This is a genomic window from Luteimonas sp. WGS1318 (assembly GCF_043187535.1).
Taxonomy (GTDB): Bacteria; Pseudomonadota; Gammaproteobacteria; order Xanthomonadales; family Xanthomonadaceae; genus Luteimonas.
On sequence record NZ_CP171131.1, the window covers coordinates 2,165,180 to 2,180,098 of the forward strand.

The following is a 14,919-nucleotide window of genomic DNA, read 5'->3' on the forward strand; positions in this document are numbered from 1 at the left end:
GAGACTCCATGCGTACTTTCCCGCTCGGCGAAGACCTCGACGCGCTGCGCGACGCCGTGCGCCGCTTCGCCGACACCGAGATCGCCCCGCGCGCCGAGGCGATCGACCACGACAACGCGTTCCCGCAGGACCTGTGGCCGAAGCTCGGCGAGCTGGGCCTGCTGGGCATCACCGTGCCGGCGGAATACGGCGGCAGCGAGATGGGCTATCTCGCGCATCTGGTGGCGATGGAGGAGATCTCACGCGCGTCGGGCTCGGTGGGCCTGTCGTATGGCGCGCACTCGAACCTCTGCGTCGCCAACCTCTACGCCAACGGCACCGAGGCGCAGCGCCAGCACTACCTGCCGAAGCTGTGCAGCGGCGAATGGAAGGGCGCGCTGGCGATGAGCGAGCCCGGCGCGGGCTCGGACGTGGTCGGCTCGATGAGCTGCCGCGCGGAACTGCGCGGCGATGTGTGGGTGGCCAACGGCAACAAGATGTGGATCACCAACGGCCCCGAGGCCGATGTGCTGATCGTCTACATGCGCACCGCCGGCAAGGACGCGGGGTCGAAGTGCATGACCGCGTTCCTCGTCGAAAAGGGCATGCCGGGGTTCCGCACCGCGCAGAAGCTCGACAAGCTCGGCATGCGCGGCTCCAACACCTGCGAGCTGGTGTTCGAGGACTGCGAGATCCCGGCGGCGAACGTGCTCGGCGAGGTCAACGGCGGCGTCAAGGTGCTGATGCGCGGCCTCAACACCGAGCGCCTGGTGCTGTCCGGCGGCCCGCTGGGCCTGATGCAGGCCGCACTCGACATCGCCCTGCCCTACGTGCGCGAGCGCAAGCAGTTCGACGTGGCGATCGGCACCTTCGGCATCATGCAGGCGAAGATCGCCGACATGTACACCGCGCTGCAGTCCAGCCGCGCGTTCGCCTACACCGTAGCCCGCGATTACGACGCCGGGCACAGCTCGCGCGTGGATGCGGCCAGCTGCCTGCTGCACGCATCCGACGCCGCGGTGCAGGTGGCGCTGGAAGCGATCCAGACGCTGGGCGGCAACGGCTACATCAACGAATACCCGACCGGCCGCATCCTGCGCGACGCCAAGCTCTACGCCATCGGCGCCGGCACCAACGAGATCCGCCGGATGCTGATCGGTCGCGAGCTGTTCGACGGGAAGCACTGATCAGGCGGCGCGCGACGCGGATCTGCGCCGTGCGCCGTTCCGCATCCGCGGAGACCTATGTAGGAGCGCGCTCGCGCGCGAATGCGTTTCCCGAAAAAGGCCCCGTTCGCGCGTAAACGCGCTCCTACGACCCCGTCGCGACGTTCAATTCTCTGCGACTCCGTCTTACGAGCGGCCGCGTCTCGGGTGCCGACGCGGGGCATGCGCCTGTCTCGCCGTCCTCTCAGGCGCCCCGCCCCTCTGTAGGAGCGCGCTCGCGCGCGAACGCCCCTTCGCGCAATGCACCGTCGCGCCGTTTTGTCCCATGCGGCTCCGTCGTACGACCCGCCCGCATCTCGGGTGCGGACACGCGGCATGGCCTATGTCTCGCCTTCCTCTCGTGCGCCCCGCCCGTCTGTAGGAGCGCGCTCGCGCGCGAACGCCCTTCGCGCCGTTCGATCCCATACGGCTCCGTCGAGCGACCCGGCCGCATCCCGGGTGCGGACACGCGGCATGGCCTATGTCTCGCCTTCCTCTCGGGCACCCCGCCCGCCTGTAGGAGCGCCCTCGCGCGCGAAACGCCCTTCGCGCAATGCCCGGTCGCGCGTGAACGCGCTCCTACACAGGCGTGGCCCGTATCAAAATCCCCGGCCGTCGTCGTTCAACCAGACGGCATCCCAGAACGGATACTCCGTAACGCGCGCCACCAGCCCCGCCCGCACGGGGTTGAGGACGACGTAGCGGGCCGCCGCACGCAGATCTTCGTCGTGCCTGAGCGCGCGATCGTGGAAGCCACGCGACCAGACCTCACCGGTGTGCGCGGTCTGGGCGTGCACTGCACGGGTCGCGGCGGCCTTCCACTTCGCGATCACGCGCGCGAGCGATGCGTCCGTCCCGAGCTGCAGCAGCCAATGCACGTGGTCGGGCATCAGCACCCAGGCCAAAAGCGCCGCATCGCCCTCATCGGCGGACGCGGAAAACGCACTGCAGACGGCACGGCCCGCAGCGAAGTGGGCGAACAGTGCCCGTCGCCGAGGTGTTGTCACCGTCACCAGATATGCCTGCTGCGGTAGCGAGACGCGGCCGCGACGCAGTGCACGATGGCCGGGCGATGTGGGAGGTCCGGGCATGGCGCATCGTCATGCCGATGCAGGCGCGATCGATATCGGAGTGGCCCGTGCTGCGGTGTGGGGCGGGTAAGGACGCGGCGTTCGGGCGGCCACGCAATCCCCTGTAGGAGCGCGCTTGCGCGCGAATGGCATTCCCTGGGAACACGTTCGCGCGCGAGCGCGCTCCTACGTTAGGCGGGACAGGCGCAGGCTTAGGTTCTGTCCCGGCCAGCTGTCCGCGTCGCTGACACGGACGACAACCCGCCCCTGTAGGAGCGCGCTTGCGCGCGAATAGCCTTGCCGGAAACACGTTCGCGCGCGAGCGCGCACCCACGTTAGGCGGGACAGGCACAGACGTAGCTTCCGTCCCGGTCAGCTGTCCGCGTCACTGGCACGGACGACGACCCCGCCCGTGTAGGAGCGCGCTCGCGCGCGAACGGCATTACCGGAAAGGCGTACGCGCGCGAGCGAGCTCCTACAGGGGCGATGACACCGAAGACGAAGGCCGCCCGGAGGCGGCCTCGTTGCTCGATACGCGATGGCGTCAGAACCCGTACGCGAAGCGCAACGACGCCATACGGTCGTTGCCGCGGGGCCCGAAGCGCTGATCGATGCCGAAGCCCATCTGCGTCCGCGGCGACAACCACGATGCGAACGCGATGCCGGCGATGCCGCCGGAACGCGCCGGCGCCAGGCCCGCAATCGGGGCCCAGGCGTCGATGCCGGTGAAGCTCGCCTGCAGGTCGAAGCCGCTGGCGGCGAGCGTGTGCTGCCACTCGCCGTAGCCGTGCAGGGTGAAGCCCGGCGCCTCCCAGCGCGCGCGCAGCCCGGCGATGGCCTGGCTGCGTTCGACGTCCCAGCCCGCGCCGCGCAGGCCGAAGCCGTCGCCGCCGAGCTCCTCGAAGCCGTCGCTGCGCAGACGCACGCGCTCGGCGCCGACATAGGGCGCCAGCTCCGTCGCGCCGAGACGCCAGCGTCGGCCGGCCTCCACCGCCATCTGGCTGAAGCCGCCGGCATACCGCGTCGACACACCCTGCCAGTCGGTGCCGGCGAACAGCTGGCGCTGCAGGTCGCGCTCGACGCGCCCGCTGCCCAGCTGGGCCATGACATAGGCGTCGCCGAACGAACGCGCGATGTAGGCCTGCGCCTGCGTGTGCCGATCGCGGCTGCGATCGCCGCGCGCCTGCACGATCCCGTCGCCACGCAGTTCGCCGAATGCGAACCCGGCGATCACGCCCGCGCCGAGCGCATGGTCGCGGCCCAGGCTCCAGCCGTCCACCTGGAACCCGTCGCCTGCGAACCCGCCCGGGCCGCCCTGCCCCAATGCCTGCTGCCAGGCGCCGACGCGCGCACCGTGCGCCGCGACGTCGCCCACGCGGCCCGCGACGGCACGCCGCGCCATGTCCACGTGGTCGAGTGTCGCGTTGAGCGCGCGTGCGTGCTGCGCGCCCGACAGGCTGTCCAGCGCCGCCAGCGCGCTGGCGCCATCCTGGATGCGCTGGAAGGCCCCGGCGCTGCGCGCGAAGGGCGTGTCGATCTCGCTGTCTTCCTGGCCATCGAGTCCGGCGAACGCGCCTTCCACGCGCTCGGCCGATCCGATCGACTGCGCGGTGGCGCCGGCCAGCGACATCGCGGTCGCGGTGACGTCCAGGCGGGTGATGTCGAGCCAGGCGCGCGTGCTGTCGTAGCCGAGGTTCGCGTCGAGAAACACGCCCGGCCCGCGGCCCAGACTGTCGAAGGTGCCGGTGAGCCCACCATAGGCGCGGACCACGGTTTCGTTGCTCTGGTAGGTGTAGCCGCTGACCACCCCGGTCACCAACAATTCGCCGCCCAGGCGCGCGGTGCCGCTGACCGACAGCGGCGCGCCGATCTGCATCGCCAGGCGTCCCGTGACCGTCTGCTCGAAATTACCGGTGATCGTGCGCGCGCGGTTGTTCCCGGTCAGGGCGAAGGTGCCGCGATTGAAGACGTTGCCACTGACCATGCTGCCGGCCCACTGCAGGCTGCCGACCGTCTCGATGGTGACCGCCCCCGGAATCGGGCTTTGCCCGGCGAACACCAGCGTGCCGCCCTCGACCCGCGTCGCGCCGCGGTACGAGGCATAGCCGTCGAGGCGCAGCGTGCCGGCGCCGCGCTTGATCAGGCCGCCGTCGCCGGCGATGTCGTTAGCCCAGACCGAGGTGCCGCTGTTGAAATTGGCAGTGACGTCGCCCCAGTCGAACCGCGCCGGCCCGCGCACCGCCTTGCCCACGTTCAGCGCGCCGTAGCCGAATACCGGGTCGACGCCGGGCGCGCCGATGTCGGTCGCGGTGCCGAGCAGCGTCTGGCGCACGAGGTCGTTGTTGAAATACGGGAACGCTTCCCATACCAGCGCCGCGGCGCCGGACACCAAAGGCGCAGCCAGCGAGGTGCCGTTGTACTTCCAGTATTCCGGGCGATCCGGCGCGTCGTTGGTGCCGGTGACGACCACGGTACCCGGCGCGACGAGGCAGTAACGCATCGCCACGCCGCAGGCATTGGAATAGCTCGCCAGCTGCGTGGTGCTGCCCTCGGCCAGCGCCGAGACCGTGAGCCAGCCGCGTTCGAGATCCGCGCCAGGTCGGGTGCCGTCGGCGAGCTGCTGGCTCGGCAGCGCGGCGAGATCCGACGGGTTCGCACGCTCGGCGTTGCCGGATGCGAACACCACCAGACCACCGTGCTGGACGACGAAGGGCCGGTATTCGGCCGCGATCGGCGTGGCGGCAGCCGGGTTGTCCAGGTACAGGCCGCCCCAGGAGTTGTTCATGATTCGGACGTTGCGGTTGATCAGGTCGCGATGGATCGGCTCGAGGCCGAGCGCACCGTCGACCGGGTTCCCGTTGCCCGAGCCGTCGTCGACGGGCGGCTTGTCGCTGATGATCCGCGCCGAGACCAGCGTGGCCCCGGGCGCCACGCCGCCCGGCCAGGCACCGAACGGCTGGCCGGCAGCGGCCTGCGCGACCGCCGTGCCATGGCCGACCACGTCGTCGACGGTCCCGTTGTTGGTCTGCCGGTTGACGTAAATCAGGTTGTCCGTCACCCGCCCGCGCAGCGCGGGATGGGTGCGGTTGATGCCGCTGTCGAGAAAGCCGATGCGCACGCCCTGCCCGGTGAACCCGGCGGCATGGGCGGCGCCGGTATTGGTATCGGCGAGATGGCGGCTGTAGGCCGGATTGGGCGGCTGCACGACCGCCGGTGGCGGACTGGTGGGTGGCGGGGTGACGGGTGGCGACGTCACCGGGGGCGGTGCCGCTGGCGGCGGTGCAGGCCCCTGGACCAGGCCGCCGCCGGAACCGCCACCACCACACGCGGCCAGCACCGTCGCCAGTGCGCAGGCCAGCGCGGCCTGGCGCGGCGCACGCGCCATCGTGGTCTCTCTCGTCCGCATCCCTCGTCTCCCTGCGCGCGAGCGCGCGTCCCAACCGTCCCCTGTCGCCGCATCTATACCCGGAATTCCACACGCCCGCCATCGCCGCGCGCGGCGCATCGGACGGCCGCGCCGGGACTTTCCACCGCTGCGGGTGCGATAATCGACGTTCTGTGCAGTTCACACATCCGGAGTCGTTCCGCCATGACTGACATCGTCATCGTCGGTGCCAAGCGCACCCCCATCGGTTCCATGCTCGGACAGTTCACCGGCGTGCCGACGCCGACGCTCGGCGCGACCGCGATCACCGCCGCGCTCGAGCATGCCGGCGTGGCGCCGGACCTCGTCGACGAGGCGATCATCGGCTGCGTGCTGCCGGCCGGTCTCGGCCAGGCGCCGGCGCGGCAGGCCTCGCGCGCGGCCGGCATCCCCGATTCGGCCGGCTGCGTCACCATCAACAAGGTCTGCGGCTCCGGCATGCAGGCAGTGATGTACGGCCACGACCTGATCAAGGCCGGCACCGCGACGTTCGTCGTCGCCGGTGGCATGGAGTCGATGACCAACGCGCCGCACCTGCTCAACGGCTCGCGCACCGGCATCCGCTACGGCAGCGCCGAGATGCTCGACCACATGGCCTGGGACGGCCTGACCAACCCCTACGACGGCAAGTCGATGGGCGTGTTCGGTGACATCGCAAGCAACAAGTACGGCTTCACGCGCGAGGACCTCGACGCGTACGCCGTGGAAAGCGCGAACCGCGCCAAGCAGGCCATCGCCTCGGGCGCATTCAAGGCCGAGATCGCGCCGGTGACCGTGCAGACCCGCAAGGGCGAGTCCGTGTTCGACACCGACGAGGCGCCGGGCAAGATCCAGGTCGACAAGATCCCGACGCTGCGCGCCGCGTTCGGCAAGGAGGGCGTGCTGACCGCCGCCAGCTCGTCGAGCATCTCCGACGGCGCCGCCGCGCTGGTGCTGACCTCCGCCGACGAGGCAAGCAAGCGCGGGCTCACCCCGCTGGCGCGCATCGTGGCCCACGCACGGCATTCGCAGGCGCCGGAGTGGTTCACCACCGCGCCGGTCACGGCCATCCAGAACGTGCTCGACAAGGCAGGCTGGAAGGTCGAGGATGTCGACCTGTTCGAGGTCAACGAGGCCTTCGCCAACGTCGCGATGGCGCCGATGAAGGATCTCGGCATCCCGCACGACCGCCTGAATGTGAATGGGGGCGCACTGGCGCTCGGCCATCCGATCGGCGCGAGCGGTGCGCGCCTCATCGTCACCCTGATCCACGCGCTGCAGGCGCGCGGCAAAAAGCGCGGCGTTGCCACACTTTGCATAGGTGGCGGCGAAGCGACTGCAATTGCCGTAGAAATGGCGTGAACTTCGGATAACGTGTTTTTTACGAAAAAACCACGCGACGCCGCTTGACACTGATTGGCGGCTTGTCATCATGTGGCCGGCGCGCATTAAGCGCGTTGCCCACACTTTCAGACGAGGAAGACACTATGACGATCAATAAGGCTCTGCTGGCCCTGGCTATGGGTTTCGCACTGGCTGCTTGCAGCAACGCCGACCAGGCCCAGAGCTCGGCCGAGGGTGCTGCTGACGCCGCCGCCGACGCGCAGGCTGCTGCCAACGAGACCACCGACCCGGCCGTTGCCGGCACCGCGCAGGCTGCTGCCGACGACGCCGCTGCTGCTGCTGACGCCGCTGCCGACGCCGCTGCCAACGCCGCTGCCGCTGGCACCGACGCTGCTGCCGAGCACGCTGCTGACGCGGCTGACCACGCTGAGCAGCAGGCTGAAGACGCTGCTTCGGCCGCGGAAGAAGTCACGCCGTAATTCACCCGATGGCGTGATGCCATCGTCAGTGAATCTGGAAAGCCGCCGGTCTCCGGCGGCTTTCTTTTTGCGCGCTCGCCAGCACGGACCGTCGACCCGCACCGGGTCGAATCGCGTAGGCACCTGCGCATTCAGCGGCCAGTCGCGTCCGACTGCGCCGGTTCGCATGACACTCACGGCGGCATGCCCACCATCCGCGCCACCCCAACCGGATACAGGAGAGCTGCCATGCGTTTCACCCTGATGACCGCGACCGCCGTCGCCGCACTCGCGCTGGCCGCCTGCACCAATACCTCACCCGACGCGCAACGCGAGCGCGCGGAAGCCGAAGCCGCCGCGAACAATGCCGGCCGGGCGATTTCCGACGCGGCCGCGGCCACCGGCCAGGCGGCACGCGAAGGCGCCGATGCGGCCGCTGCCGCGAGCGCCGATGCCGCCCGCGAAGCCGAGATCCGCGCCGACGCCGCCGCTGTCCGTACCGAAGCCGCTGCACGCGAGGCCGCCGCCGCGACCGGGCGCGCCACCCAGCGCGCAGGCGAGGCGATCGAGCAGACCGGCGAGCGCGTCGAGGAACGTGCAGAGCGCTGATCGCCGCACATCCGCAGACACCGGAAGGCCCGCCATCGGCGGGCCTTTTTGCGTTCGGACGGCGTCCATGCCCGGCCCCGCATTGCGTGCAGGATCGACCGATGACCGTGTAAGGCCTGCGCGCGCGCGGCGGCTTCCGTATCCTTGCGGTTTTCACCCAGGCGATTTCCGGATGCCGGCACTGACCTCGCAACTCGACCCGCGCTCGGCGGATTTCATCGCCAACGCCGACTACCACCGTGGTCTGGCCGAGGAACTGCAGACGCGCCTGGCGCGTGCGGCCGAGGGTGGTGGCGAGCAGGCGCAGGCCAAGCACACCGCGCGCGGCAAGCTGCTCGCGCGCGACCGCATCACCACCCTGCTCGATCCGGGCTCGCCGTTCCTCGAAATCGCGCCGCTCGCCGGCGAGGACATGTACGACGGCGCCGCGCCGGCTGCGGGCGTGGTCGCCGGTATCGGCCGGGTGATGGGCCAGGAGATCGTCGTCGTCGCCAACGACGCGACCGTCAAGGGCGGCACCTATTTCCCGATGACGGTGAAGAAGCATCTGCGCGCGCAGGAGATCGCCCGCGAGAACCGCCTGCCCTGCGTCTACCTGGTCGATTCCGGCGGCGCCTTCCTGCCGCTGCAGGACGAGGTGTTCCCGGACAAGGAACACTTCGGCCGGATCTTCTACAACCAGGCGCGGATGAGCGCGGAGAACATTCCGCAGATCGCCGTGGTCATGGGCAGTTGCACCGCCGGCGGTGCGTATGTGCCGGCGATGTGCGACGAGTCGATCATCGTCAAGGACCAAGGCACGATCTTCCTCGGCGGTCCGCCGCTGGTGAAGGCGGCGACCGGCGAAGTGGTCGATGCCGAAGCGCTGGGCGGCGCGGACGTGCACACCAGCCTGTCCGGCGTGGCCGACCATTTCGCCGAGGACGACGCCCACGCGCTGCAGATCGCGCGCGACATCGTCGGCCACTGCAACCGGCGCAAGGTGCTCCCGGTGACGATGCGTGAACCCAGCGCGCCGCTGTTCGCCGCCGAGGAGCTCTACGGCATCGTGCCCAAGGACACCCGGCGCCCGTTCGACATCCGCGAAGTGATCGCGCGCATCGTCGACGGCAGCGCGTTCGACGAGTTCAAGGCGCGCTACGGCAAGACCCTGGTGACCGGTTTCGCGCACATCCACGGCATGCCGGTGGGCATCGTCGCCAACAACGGCATCCTGTTCTCCGAGAGCGCGCTCAAGGGCGCGCACTTCATCGAGCTGTGCAACCAGCGCGGCATTCCGCTGGTGTTCCTGCAGAACATCACCGGCTTCATGGTCGGCCGCAAATACGAGAACGCCGGCATCGCCAAGGACGGCGCGAAGATGGTCACCGCGGTCGCGTGTTCGAGCGTGCCCAAGTTCACCGTCGTCATCGGCGGCAGCTTCGGCGCCGGCAACTACGCGATGTGCGGCCGCGCCTACGGCGCGCGTTTCCTGTGGATGTGGCCCAACGCGCGCATCAGCGTCATGGGCGGCGAGCAGGCCGCGAGCGTGCTGGCGACCGTACGCCGCGACGGGATCGAGGGCAAGGGCGGCGCCTGGAGCGCGGACGAGGAAGAGACGTTCAAGGCGCCGATCCGCGAGCAGTACGAATCGCAGGGCAGCCCCTGGTATGCGACCGCGCGCCTGTGGGACGACGGCATCATCGATCCGGCCGACACGCGCCGGGTGCTCGGCCTGGGCATCGCCGCGTCGCTCAACGCGCCGATCGAACCCGCCCGCTTCGGCGTCTTCCGGATGTGACCGGGGCGCGCCGGGCGCACCTGCGGTGATTTGTCGGAAAGCCCGGGCAAGTGCTTGCCGGCTCTCGATTCCGCTGCCTCGATCACAGTCGAACCGCGTGATCCCCGTGCTAGGCTCGACCTCCGCGTCCGCGGCCTGACCGTGGCGGCGCGGATCCCCCGTTCGAGCGCCTGTTCGAGCATGTTCGAGCCGTCCACCCTGTCCAATCCGAGGTAACGCGCGACATGGCCATTTTCCCGCAGTCCGGCAACGCCAAGACGAATTCCCCCAGCTTCGCCTCCGATCCGCCGCCGCCGGCGCCGCCCGTACGCGAAACTTCGCCGGCCGTGGCCGACTTCTCGCCGTCCACGCCGCCGACCGCGCCGCGTCAGGCCCCGGCCACCGCGTCGGTGAGCAAGGAATCGGTGATCGCCGCCGACCTGACCATCGAAGGCAAGATCGAGGGTTCGGGCGATGTGCGCATCGCCGGCCGCTTCAAGGGCGACGTCAACGTGCAGGGCAACCTGACCATCGAACACGGCGCCAAGCTCAACGGCGGCGTGCGCGCGAAGCAGGTGCTGGTGTCGGGCGAACTCGAAGGCAACATTGAATCCGCGTCGCTGGTCGAACTGCGGGATTCCGCCGTGCTGACCGGTGACCTCAAGGCCGGCTCGCTGACCGTCGCGTCGGGGTCGAAGATCCGTGGGCACATCGAGTGCGGCTGGGGCGAGGTCAAGTCGGCCAGCACCGGGCCGACGCCCGGCAACGCCAAGGACAAGGCCGCCAACGACAAGTCCAGCGACGCCGCCTGACCGTGAGCAGTCGCCCGGGCGCGGCGGGGGCCACACGGACCTGTCCGCACTGCAAGACCATGATCCTCGAGAGTGCGGCACGCTGCCCGGCGTGCCAGCACTTCATCAAGCTGGACGCCGCACCGGGTTCGCCCATCGTGGCGCGGCATGCGGTGCAGCGTGAGGCGACGACCACCGCGCTGCAGGTCGAAGGCCGCATCCGCCACCCCTCCGACGGTGGCGCCTGGGAATACTCGGTCGTGCTGACCATCCAGGATGGCGACGGCAAGGAGATCAACCGCCAGGTGGTCGGTGTGGGTGCGCTGCTGGTCGGCGACGAACGCACCTTCAACCTGTCGGTCGAGGTGACGCCGACCGACGACAAGCGTCGCCCCACCCGCTCGCCGCTGAGCCGCGGCCGCCACTAGCCCGCCCACGGGCCACGACAGGGACGTCCGATGCCGGATCTGAAGCCCACTGTGTTTCTCGCCACCACCCTGTCCGTGCTCACGCTGGTGGCACTGGCCGCGTGCAGTCCGACGCCGGCACCCGGTGACGGCGATGGCTCCAGCGCCGCCCCGGTGGCCGACGAGGCCGGGGTGCTCGAACCCGAGGCGTCGTCGAGCGACGGGCCGAGCGGTCCCACGCTGGAGGCGCCCTGCGCAGAGGCCGCCACGATTCCAGACACGCCGCCGGGACCGTCGCGCCGGCACGCCTACGCGCCGCGCGAGGCACTGCGGACGTGCATCGCGCTGCGCAGCCAGGCCGACGGTGGACGCCGCACGCCGATCTTCAGCGGGTACCGGCCCGAGGTGCGGCTGACCCGCGACGACGACGCGGACGCGGTGTTGCGCTGCGCGGTGCGCTTCGACGAGGACGGCGGCGTCGAACCCGGCAGCCGGGTCGCCGCGTCGCTCGCCTGCGAGACGCCGGTCGAGATCGGGTCCGATGCCCCCGGCTTCGTGCTGGTCGAAGGCGGCCGCGAGATCGGCGCCGGCACGGTCATCCTGCCGCCGCGCTGAGCCCCGCGTTCGGACACCGCTAACGTGGCGGGCCGCAGCGCTCGCAGCTGCCGCAATGGCCTGTCTGCACGGTCGGCGGCGCGATGCGACGCCCCAGCGCACGAACCCAGGCCGGACGCGTCGTGCGGACAAGTGGCACTGCGATGCGCAGCCGCAGCCGACGCGCCAGCGCCGGGGCCTGCGCGGCCAGCACGACCCATGCGCTGAGCATCACGGCGGCGGCGATCACCACGTACTGCAGGACGAGACCGGCGGTCATGGCGGACGTCCTCAGCCTGCGCCCAGCGCGACGGCGAGCTGGTAGGTCACCAGCGACGCGAGATACGCGAGCGCGAACAGGTAGCCGGCATTGATGGCCATCAGGCGCCAGGAGCCGGTCTCGCGCCGGATCGTCGCCCAGGTCGACAGGCATTGCGGCGCGTAGACGAACCACACCAGCAGCGACAGCCCGGTGGCGAGCGACCAGCCGTCGGTGATGATCGGGGTCAGCGCCTGCGCCGCGGCCTCGTCATTGGCGGCCGACAGCGCGTAGACCGTCGCCAGCGAGGCCACCGCGACCTCGCGCGCGGCCAGCCCCGGAATCAGCGCGATGCAGATCTGCCAGTTGAAGCCCAGCGGCGCGAACAGCACCGCCAGCGCGTGGCCGATGCGCCCGCCCAGGCTGTATTCGATCGCCGCACCGGTGGCGTCGGCCGGCGGCGCCGGAAACGACAGCAGCACCCACAGCAGCACGGTCAGCGCGAGGATGATGCCGCCCACGCGCTTGAGGAAGATCATCGCGCGTTCCTTCAGGCCGATCGCGAGATCGCGCGGGTGCGGCATCCGGTACGACGGCAGCTCGAGCAGCAACGCGTGCTCGCTGGTGTCGCGGCGCCAGCGCTTCATCGCATACGAGACCGCGAGCGCACTGAGGATGCCGGCCACGTACAGCGCGAACAGCACCAGGCCCTGCAGGTTGAACAGTCCCGCAACCTGCTGTTGCGGGATGAAGGCACCGATCAGCAACGCATACACCGGCAGCCGCGCCGAGCAGGTCATCAGCGGCGCGACCATGATCGTCGCCAGCCGGTCGCGCGGGTCCTGGATCGAGCGCGTCGCCATGATGCCGGGGATCGCGCAGGCGAAGCTCGACAGCAGCGGGATGAACGACCGCCCCGAGAGACCGGCGCCCTTCATCATCCGGTCGAGCAGGAAGGCCGCGCGCGGCAGATAGCCGGATTCCTCGAGCGCCAGGATGAAGAGGAACAGGATCAGGATCTGCGGCAGGAACACGATCACGCCGCCGAGGCCGGCAATGATGCCGTCGGCCAGCAGGCTGGTCAGCGGCCCCTCGGGAAATGTCGACGACACCCATGCGCCGAGCGCCGACGTGCCGGCGTCGATCAGGTCCATCAGTGGTGCCGCCCAGGCGTAGACGGCCTGGAACACCAGGAACATCACCAGCGCCAGCGCCAGCAGGCCGAACACCGGATGCAGCAGCCAGCGGTCGAGCGCATCGTCGATGCGTGCGGTGCGGCGCGGCATCGTCACCGTGGCGGCGATCAGCGCGCGGGTTTCGGCGTGCAGATCGCGCTCCGCATCCGGGGCCGCCGGGACAGACGCATGCGGATGCGCCAGCACGCCGGCCAGGCGCGCCTGCAGCGTCTGCGCACCGTCGCGGCGGATAGCCACGGTTTCCACCACCGGCACGCCGAGTCGCGCTTCCAGCGCCACGCGGTCGATGACGATGCCGCGCCGTGCCGCCGCGTCAGCCATGTTCAGCGCGACCACCATCGGCCGGCCGAGGCTGCGCAGTTCGAGCACGAAGCGCAGGTGCAGGCGCAGGTTGGTCGCATCGACCACGCAGACCAGCACGTCGGGCGCTGGCTCGCCGGGATAGAAGCCCCGGCACAGGTCGCGGGTGATCTGTTCGTCGAGGCTGGCCGGTTGCAGGCTGTACGCACCCGGCAGATCCAGCAGTGCCCAGGCCTCGCCCGCCGGGCCGCGCATGCGGCCTTCCTTGCGCTCGACGGTCACCCCGGCGTAGTTCGCCACCTTCTGCCGGCTGCCGGTCAGCAGGTTGAACAGCGCGGTCTTGCCGGCATTGGGGCTGCCGACCAGGGCCAGACGCGGCATCGTCGCGGTGCTCATGCGCGCGCGGCCTCGCGGATGCGGACCCGGGCCGCCTCGCTGCGGCGCAGCGCGAAACGGGTGAAGCCGACCTGCACCAGCAACGGATCACCGCCGAACGGCGCGGCGGCGACGACCTCGACCGGCTCGCCCGGGACGAAGCCGAGCTCCCGCAGTCGACGCGCGATGGGGTCGTGGGCGCGCAGATCGTCGACGGCCTCGACGAGGGCGGACACGCGACGCGGCAACTGGCAGAGGTTCACGGTAGCGCCAGATCGGAATGGTTCTCAATTCTAGCGCCGCGGTTGCACTGCGGCGTGGCTGTTCCGGGCGAATCGTTATGATTCCGGACTGTTTTCCGTACGACGCTGCCCATGTCCGATGCCCTCACCCTCGACCGCCATGCGTCGGTCGCCCGCCTGCGCCTCGACCGGCCCGCGCTGCACAACGCCTTCGATGCCGACCTGATCGCCCAGCTGACGGCGGCCCTCGACGCACTCGGGCAGGATCCGGACGTCCGCGTGGTCGTGCTCGAAGGCAGCGGCCGCTCGTTTTCCGCGGGCGCCGATCTGAACTGGATGCGCGGCATGGCGAGCGCGGGCGAGGCCGCGAACCGTGAGGATGCGCTGGCCCTCGCCCGTCTGATGCGCACGCTCGACGAGTTGCCCAAGCCGACGATCGCGCGCGTGCACGGTGCGGCGTTCGGTGGCGGCGTGGGTCTGGTCGCCTGCTGCGACATCGCCATCGGCGTTCCGGAGGCGACGTTCGGCCTGACCGAAAGCCGGCTCGGCCTGCTGCCGGCGGTGATCTCGCCGTACGTGATCGCCGCGATCGGCCCGCGTCAGGCGCGGCGCTGGTTCGCGACCGCGGAGATGTTCGACGCTGGCGAAGCGCTGCGCATCGGCCTGCTGCACGCAGTGGTCGAGGCCGCGCAGCTCGATGCCGAAGTCGACCGGCAGATCGCGCTGTTGCTCAAGGCCGGCCCGCTCGCCGCGGCCGACGCCAAGCGCCTGGTCCGTGCCGTCGTCGCCACGCCCGACCGTGACCAGCTGGATCACGACAACGCCCGCCTGATCGCCGCACTGCGGGTCTCGCCCGAAGGCCAGGAGGGCCTGGGGGCGTTTCTCGACAAGCGCCCGCCGGCCTGGGCCGCGCAGTGAACCGGCTGGC

14 protein-coding genes are annotated in these 14,919 nt (G+C 70.4%); 9 read left to right on the forward strand and 5 right to left on the reverse strand.

The window, feature by feature from the left end:
* The first annotated feature begins 8 nt into the window (after window positions 1–8).
* Complete coding sequence (locus ACF3M1_RS10005; RefSeq protein WP_394000247.1) at window positions 9–1,166, forward strand: isovaleryl-CoA dehydrogenase; 1,158 nt, start codon at window positions 9–11, stop codon at window positions 1,164–1,166.
* 617 nt (window positions 1,167–1,783) lie between these two features.
* On the opposite strand, the gene ACF3M1_RS10010 is transcribed toward ACF3M1_RS10005, so the two are convergent.
* Window positions 1,784–2,275: a transposase gene (locus ACF3M1_RS10010; protein ID WP_394000249.1), complete on the reverse strand. Its 492-nt coding sequence runs from the start codon at window positions 2,273–2,275 to the stop codon at window positions 1,784–1,786.
* A gap of 523 nt (window positions 2,276–2,798) precedes the next feature.
* The gene (locus ACF3M1_RS10015; RefSeq protein WP_394000251.1) at window positions 2,799–5,660 is read right to left on the reverse strand and encodes a S8 family serine peptidase; all 2,862 of its coding nucleotides are present in this window, start codon (window positions 5,658–5,660) and stop codon (window positions 2,799–2,801) included.
* Window positions 5,661–5,843: 183 nt separating this feature from the next.
* Between ACF3M1_RS10015 and ACF3M1_RS10020 the strand changes: the two genes are divergently transcribed.
* From ACF3M1_RS10020 to ACF3M1_RS10050, 7 genes are all read left to right on the forward strand, one after another.
* Window positions 5,844–7,019 (forward strand): thiolase family protein, encoded by a 1,176-nt coding sequence (locus ACF3M1_RS10020; RefSeq protein WP_394000253.1) that lies wholly within the window; start codon window positions 5,844–5,846, stop codon window positions 7,017–7,019.
* Between the two features lie 125 nt (window positions 7,020–7,144).
* On the forward strand, window positions 7,145–7,480 hold the full coding sequence (locus tag ACF3M1_RS10025) for a hypothetical protein (protein ID WP_394000255.1): 336 nt from the start codon (window positions 7,145–7,147) through the stop codon (window positions 7,478–7,480).
* Between the two features lie 228 nt (window positions 7,481–7,708).
* Window positions 7,709–8,068, forward strand: a complete 360-nt coding sequence (locus tag ACF3M1_RS10030) for a hypothetical protein (RefSeq protein WP_394000257.1) — start codon at window positions 7,709–7,711, stop codon at window positions 8,066–8,068.
* A gap of 172 nt (window positions 8,069–8,240) precedes the next feature.
* The gene (locus tag ACF3M1_RS10035) at window positions 8,241–9,848 is read left to right on the forward strand and encodes a carboxyl transferase domain-containing protein (protein ID WP_394000259.1); all 1,608 of its coding nucleotides are present in this window, start codon (window positions 8,241–8,243) and stop codon (window positions 9,846–9,848) included.
* Between the two features lie 224 nt (window positions 9,849–10,072).
* The gene (locus ACF3M1_RS10040; RefSeq protein WP_394000261.1) at window positions 10,073–10,639 is read left to right on the forward strand and encodes a polymer-forming cytoskeletal protein; all 567 of its coding nucleotides are present in this window, start codon (window positions 10,073–10,075) and stop codon (window positions 10,637–10,639) included.
* 59 nt (window positions 10,640–10,698) lie between these two features.
* On the forward strand, window positions 10,699–11,046 hold the full coding sequence (locus tag ACF3M1_RS10045) for a hypothetical protein (protein ID WP_394000263.1): 348 nt from the start codon (window positions 10,699–10,701) through the stop codon (window positions 11,044–11,046).
* A gap of 30 nt (window positions 11,047–11,076) precedes the next feature.
* Window positions 11,077–11,640: a hypothetical protein gene (locus ACF3M1_RS10050; RefSeq protein ID WP_394000265.1), complete on the forward strand. Its 564-nt coding sequence runs from the start codon at window positions 11,077–11,079 to the stop codon at window positions 11,638–11,640.
* A gap of 19 nt (window positions 11,641–11,659) precedes the next feature.
* Here ACF3M1_RS10050 and ACF3M1_RS10055 read toward each other — a convergent pair whose 3' ends face one another.
* The 3 genes from ACF3M1_RS10055 to ACF3M1_RS10065 are packed head-to-tail and all read right to left on the reverse strand — an operon-like array spanning window position 11,660 to window position 14,012.
* The gene (locus ACF3M1_RS10055; RefSeq protein WP_394000267.1) at window positions 11,660–11,899 is read right to left on the reverse strand and encodes a DUF6587 family protein; all 240 of its coding nucleotides are present in this window, start codon (window positions 11,897–11,899) and stop codon (window positions 11,660–11,662) included.
* A gap of 11 nt (window positions 11,900–11,910) precedes the next feature.
* On the reverse strand, window positions 11,911–13,770 hold the full coding sequence (locus ACF3M1_RS10060) for a ferrous iron transporter B (protein WP_394000268.1): 1,860 nt from the start codon (window positions 13,768–13,770) through the stop codon (window positions 11,911–11,913).
* The gene (locus ACF3M1_RS10065; protein ID WP_394000270.1) at window positions 13,767–14,012 is read right to left on the reverse strand and encodes a ferrous iron transport protein A; all 246 of its coding nucleotides are present in this window, start codon (window positions 14,010–14,012) and stop codon (window positions 13,767–13,769) included. Before ACF3M1_RS10065 ends, ACF3M1_RS10060 begins: the two co-directional genes overlap by 4 nt.
* Before the next feature lie 111 nt (window positions 14,013–14,123).
* On the opposite strand from ACF3M1_RS10065, the gene ACF3M1_RS10070 reads away from it, so the two are divergent.
* The gene (locus ACF3M1_RS10070; RefSeq protein ID WP_394000272.1) at window positions 14,124–14,909 is read left to right on the forward strand and encodes an enoyl-CoA hydratase-related protein; all 786 of its coding nucleotides are present in this window, start codon (window positions 14,124–14,126) and stop codon (window positions 14,907–14,909) included.
* The last annotated feature ends 10 nt before the right edge of the window (window positions 14,910–14,919 follow it).

Bases quoted from the DNA above. Each gene is read 5' to 3' on its own strand.
- ACF3M1_RS10005 (WP_394000247.1), top strand. From the start codon at position 9: ATGCGTACTTTCCCGCTCGGCGAAGACCTCGACGCGCTGCGCGACGCC.
- ACF3M1_RS10040 (WP_394000261.1), top strand. From the start codon at position 10,073: ATGGCCATTTTCCCGCAGTCCGGCAACGCCAAGACGAATTCCCCCAGC.
- ACF3M1_RS10045 (WP_394000263.1), top strand. From the start codon at position 10,699: ATGATCCTCGAGAGTGCGGCACGCTGCCCGGCGTGCCAGCACTTCATC.
- ACF3M1_RS10035 (WP_394000259.1), top strand. From the start codon at position 8,241: ATGCCGGCACTGACCTCGCAACTCGACCCGCGCTCGGCGGATTTCATC.
- ACF3M1_RS10060 (WP_394000268.1), bottom strand. From the start codon at position 13,770: ATGAGCACCGCGACGATGCCGCGTCTGGCCCTGGTCGGCAGCCCCAAT.
- ACF3M1_RS10015 (WP_394000251.1), bottom strand. From the start codon at position 5,660: ATGCGGACGAGAGAGACCACGATGGCGCGTGCGCCGCGCCAGGCCGCG.
- ACF3M1_RS10070 (WP_394000272.1), top strand. From the start codon at position 14,124: ATGTCCGATGCCCTCACCCTCGACCGCCATGCGTCGGTCGCCCGCCTG.
- ACF3M1_RS10030 (WP_394000257.1), top strand. From the start codon at position 7,709: ATGCGTTTCACCCTGATGACCGCGACCGCCGTCGCCGCACTCGCGCTG.
- ACF3M1_RS10050 (WP_394000265.1), top strand. From the start codon at position 11,077: ATGCCGGATCTGAAGCCCACTGTGTTTCTCGCCACCACCCTGTCCGTG.
- ACF3M1_RS10055 (WP_394000267.1), bottom strand. From the start codon at position 11,899: ATGACCGCCGGTCTCGTCCTGCAGTACGTGGTGATCGCCGCCGCCGTG.
- ACF3M1_RS10010 (WP_394000249.1), bottom strand. From the start codon at position 2,275: ATGCCCGGACCTCCCACATCGCCCGGCCATCGTGCACTGCGTCGCGGC.
- ACF3M1_RS10025 (WP_394000255.1), top strand. From the start codon at position 7,145: ATGACGATCAATAAGGCTCTGCTGGCCCTGGCTATGGGTTTCGCACTG.
- ACF3M1_RS10020 (WP_394000253.1), top strand. From the start codon at position 5,844: ATGACTGACATCGTCATCGTCGGTGCCAAGCGCACCCCCATCGGTTCC.